Source organism: Nitrospinota bacterium (genome assembly GCA_009873635.1).
Taxonomy (GTDB): Bacteria; Nitrospinota; Nitrospinia; order Nitrospinales; family VA-1; genus LS-NOB.
Genome location: WAHY01000014.1, coordinates 1 through 4,466 on the forward strand (window position 1 = coordinate 1; position 4,466 = coordinate 4,466).

Sequence of the window (4,466 nt, forward strand, 5' to 3'; positions counted from 1 at the left end):
AAGTAACTGCATGGCAGCCGTATGTTGGAGAATCTACTGCAGAGGTAACAGTATCTGGTGGCGCAGCGAAAGCTGATTTCACGTTGACCGCCAAGTAAGTATCATTAAAAAATTACAGCATCGGAACATTTGTTCCGGTGCTGTTTTTTTAATAAAAAATTCGTCATATGCAAAGATTTAGGGTTTGTTAAATTAATTTGTAAAATTAATCTAGCTCGTTAATTATCTTTTAAACCTTTATGATCCATACCCTCTAAAAACGAAATATGATTTTCTAATATATTAATATCTTTTTTCATATTATTAAGTAAATCTTTTACATTTGTTTTAGAATATTCTGAATATTTAAGCCCTGAATTAATTTTCGACTTTTGCTCTTCCTTCAAATCTTCCATGTTATTTATAATCACTCCAATAATAAGATTGAGAAAAACAAAGGTTGCTAATAAAACAAAGCTAACAAAATACATCCATCCTAATATAGGAAATGCCTCTGGATTTTTGCACAACTCTTCCACGCCCGAGTAACCATATTGTTTGCACCCATATATTGCCGTATACATGATGTCTGTCCAGTCTTCTAAAGTTGCTACACGAAATAAACTTAACAGTGATATGTGCAGACTTTCAAAGTGAACGGGGTCATTTGCGCGAAATAAAAAGGTCCCAAGACATGCATATATATAAAAAAGAATCGATAGAAGAGCACCAATGTAACCCATAGAAGGAATACTTTTTAAAAGTGTGTTAACGATTAGTTTTAATTCTGGAACAGTACCAACCAAGCGAACAACCCTTAAGACTCTTAGTAATCTTAAAACAATGATAGATTGTCCATCAAACGGAAGGAAGCAGGCACCTACAATGATAAAGTCAAAAACATTCCAACCGTCTTTAAAAAAACTAGTGAAACGAGTACCAAAAGAAAATAATTTTAATAAAATTTCGATAACAAAAAGGAATAAAATAATATTATCCAAGATATGGAGAATACTCCCATATTGAGTGGAAATGGAGGGGTATGAATCCAGGCCAACAACTATCCCAGATAATAGAATTATTCCTATGAAGAATATTTGAAATTGTTTTGATTCAGTTAAGACTCTTAGTGTTTCTTGCATAAATATCCTCAAATTATAAAGATTTTTGCCTCTTTGTTTTCTTTTTAAGCTTAAATAACTTTACGTTTGTGTGCTTTTAGTTATGTTTTAAATTGATCATGTAATTTATGTCTTGATACTAATGGAGCTCCTGAGAAGCTAATAACTGATCTTATTCGAACTTGGTTAGGACTATGCTAGAAAATTTAAGGGCTGTGATTTTCTGAAAAAATTACATTGCTTTATAACTAATAAGAATGGTGGTGGAGTATATAAAGTTAGAGAGGTTATTATTTTTATGTTTTGGGATATGCAAATCATAAAAAATAAAAATCCATAAATAATTGTACAAAAGACTATAGGTATTTTTTTAAATATCTTCCAGTGTAAGAGGCTTTTATTTTTGCAACCTCTTCCGGGGTGCCTTTTGCAAGGACCTGGCCGCCACCATCTCCACCTTCGGGACCGAGATCAATCACATAATCGGCTGTTTTGATAACATCCATATTATGCTCAATAATGACCACTGTATTGCCTGAATCCACTAACTTGTCCAGGACCTTTAGCAGGTGCTCGATGTCGGCAAAGTGAAGACCTGTTGTTGGCTCGTCAAGAATATAAAGGGTTCTCCCTGTACTGCGTTTGCTCAGCTCTTTTGATAACTTTACCCGTTGGGCTTCCCCTCCAGATAAGGTTGTGGCTTGCTGACCCAGATGAATGTAGTCAAGACCTACATCGGCAATCGTTTGCAGTTTTGATTTGATGGAAGGAATATTGGTGAAAAAAACATTGGCCTCCTCAACAGTCATATCCAATACATCAGCGATACTTTTTCCCTTATATAAAATTTCAAGAGTTTCACGGTTGAATCTTTTTCCGTAGCACACTTCGCAAGTGACAAAGACATCTGGCAAGAAATGCATTTCTACCTTGATGACTCCATCTCCTTGGCAGGCCTCGCAACGTCCTCCTTTTACGTTAAAACTGAAGCGACCCGGCTTATAACCACGTGCGCGGGATTCAGGAACCTGGCTGAATAGTTCGCGAACCAGTGTAAATACTCCAGTGTAAGTAGCAGGGTTAGATCGCGGTGTCCTTCCGATAGGGGATTGATCAATATCGATTACTTTGTCGAGCCAGTGAACGCCTTCAATCTTTTTGAATTTCCCAGGTTTCTCTAATGAATTCCAAAAGTGCTGGGCCAGGGCCTTGTATAGAATTTCTATAGTGAGAGTGCTTTTCCCGGAACCTGAAACACCTGTTATGCAGACAAAACATCCAAGTGGTATCTTGACGGACACTTCTTTCAGGTTATTTTCTTTTGCTCCTAGAATCTCGAGCGTTTTGCCATTTCCCTTGCGCCGGTTTTTTGGAATTTGAATTTTTCTTTTACCGGTTAGATACTGACCTGTCAGGGAGTCTTTTGATTTGAGCAACGCTTTAGGGGTTCCAGAAAAAACTGCCTTCCCTCCATGCACTCCTGCGCCAGGACCTAAATCGACAACATGATCGGATGCTCTTATTGTGGCCTCATCATGTTCAACAACAATGACGGTATTACCCAGGTCACGTAGGCGAAGCAGGGTATTGAGCAGGCGATCATTATCCCTCTGGTGCAGACCAATACTGGGTTCATCAAGTACATACAAGACTCCCATCAGGCTGGAACCTATTTGAGTGGCAAGACGTATACGCTGACTCTCCCCACCGGATAGAGTTCCGGAGGAACGGTCTAGGGAGAGATAATTCAATCCGACATTAATGAGAAAGCCAAGCCGCTCTTTGATTTCCTTAACGATTCTGCGGGCAATATTATGCTCCTGCCTGGTCATATTCCATTTCTGGAAGAATTGATAAGCCTTGTCAATTGAGAACTCTGTAAGCTCTACAATATTCAATCCATCTATTTTTACCGATACCGCTTCTTTGCGTAGACGGTTTCCATCACAAGCCTGGCAGGAAAGGGGACGCATATAGCGTGCAATCTCATCTCTGCTGGAAGCCGATTCAGTCTCCCGGTAACGTCTTTCCAGGTCAGGGATAACGCCATCAAAAGTGTCGGTGTAGAATTGTTTTCTACCATCTTTTTCAAAATAATATTTTATGGGTTCATCTCCGGAACCAAATAACAGGATGTCCCGGGTCTTTTTTGCAAGTTTTCCAAACGGGGTGTTGAGTTTGAACTTGAAATGACTGGAGATCGTGTCCAGCATCTGGTGGAAATAGAGGGAGCCGCGTTTTTCCCAGGGCTTTATTGCACCATCACGAATTGAAAGTTTGTGGTCTGGAACAACAAGGTCAGGGTCAATCACCATTTTGATGCCCAGCCCGTCACATTGAGAGCAAGCCCCTTGTGGGTTATTGAAGGAAAAAAGGCGCGGCTCAAGTTCCGGATAGCTGATATTGCAGTAACTGCAGGCAAACTTTTCGCTGAATAACAACTCCTCTTCTTTATCACCGAGGATAGCGATGACGAGTGAGCCTTCTCCATGTTTGAGTGCGGTCTCAACCGAGTCGGCGAGTCGTTTGCCCATATTTTCCTTGATCACAAGCCTGTCTACAACGGTTTCAATCGTATGTTTAAACTTCTTATTGAGAACAATATCTTCTTCCAGGGAACGTACTTCGCCATCAATGCGCGCGCGTACGAATCCGTTCCGCTTCATATCCTGAATTTCTCTTTTGAACTCTCCCTTCTTATTCCTTGCGACCGGGGAAAGGATCATGACCTTTGTCCCTACCGGGATAGCCTGAACCTGGTCTACGATATGTTGCACGGTTTGCGATGAGATTTGACGCCCGCAACCATAACAAGATACCTTGCCGACTCTGGCGTAGAGCAGCCTCAGGTAATCGTAGACTTCTGTTACGGTGCCAACAGTTGATCTGGGATTTCTGCTTGATGTTTTTTGTTCGATCGAGATGGCTGGGGAGAGTCCGTCAATGGAGTCGACATCAGGCTTCTCCATCAATTCCAGAAACTGCCTGGCGTAGGCGGAAAGGGACTCAACATAACGACGTTGTCCTTCTGCATAAATGGTATCGAAAGCGAGAGATGATTTCCCCGATCCACTTAAACCAGTTATTACTACCATTTTCTCACGCGGCAGAGTGAGGTTGAGGTTTTTAAGGTTGTGCTCCCTTGCGCCTTTTATAGTGATGTGTTCCAGTGCCATATGAAGAGATGCTGTTTATCCTTTAAATAACCGGTTCCATTTTTCATCGACTTTATTTTTTATTTCGGCAGACATTTCAATCTCCGCCGGCCAGTTTTGCTGATACCCTTCTGCAGGAAATTTTTGCGTCACATCAATCCCCAGTCGTTCATCTCGCAGGCGAATGTCCCGCTTAGGATCAAGATTGTTA

Annotated in this window: 3 protein-coding genes and 1 pseudogene (1 of these 4 running past the window's edge); 1 reads left to right on the plus strand and 3 read right to left on the minus strand. The window is 40.8% G+C overall.

Translation table 11 applies throughout. From position 1 onward, the window contains the following. On the plus strand, nt 1-98 hold a 98-nt coding region (locus tag F3741_09080), incomplete at its 5' end, for a carboxypeptidase regulatory-like domain-containing protein (protein MZG30941.1). Nucleotides 99-218: 120 nt separating this feature from the next. On the opposite strand, the gene F3741_09085 is transcribed toward F3741_09080, so the two are convergent. The 3 genes and pseudogenes from F3741_09085 to F3741_09095 all read right to left on the minus strand — a co-directional run. Beyond that, nucleotides 219-1,121, minus strand: coding sequence for an ion transporter (locus F3741_09085; GenBank protein MZG30942.1), 903 nt, complete (start codon nt 1,119-1,121; stop codon nt 219-221). A 335-nt stretch (nt 1,122-1,456) separates the two neighbouring features. Continuing rightward, a complete protein-coding gene (gene uvrA / locus F3741_09090; GenBank protein ID MZG30943.1) occupies nt 1,457-4,276 on the minus strand; it encodes an excinuclease ABC subunit UvrA in 2,820 nt (939 codons plus the stop codon). Nucleotides 4,277-4,291: 15 nt separating this feature from the next. Continuing rightward, a pseudogene (locus tag F3741_09095) lies at nt 4,292-4,466 on the minus strand (menaquinone biosynthesis decarboxylase); it runs 1,566 nt beyond the window's last position.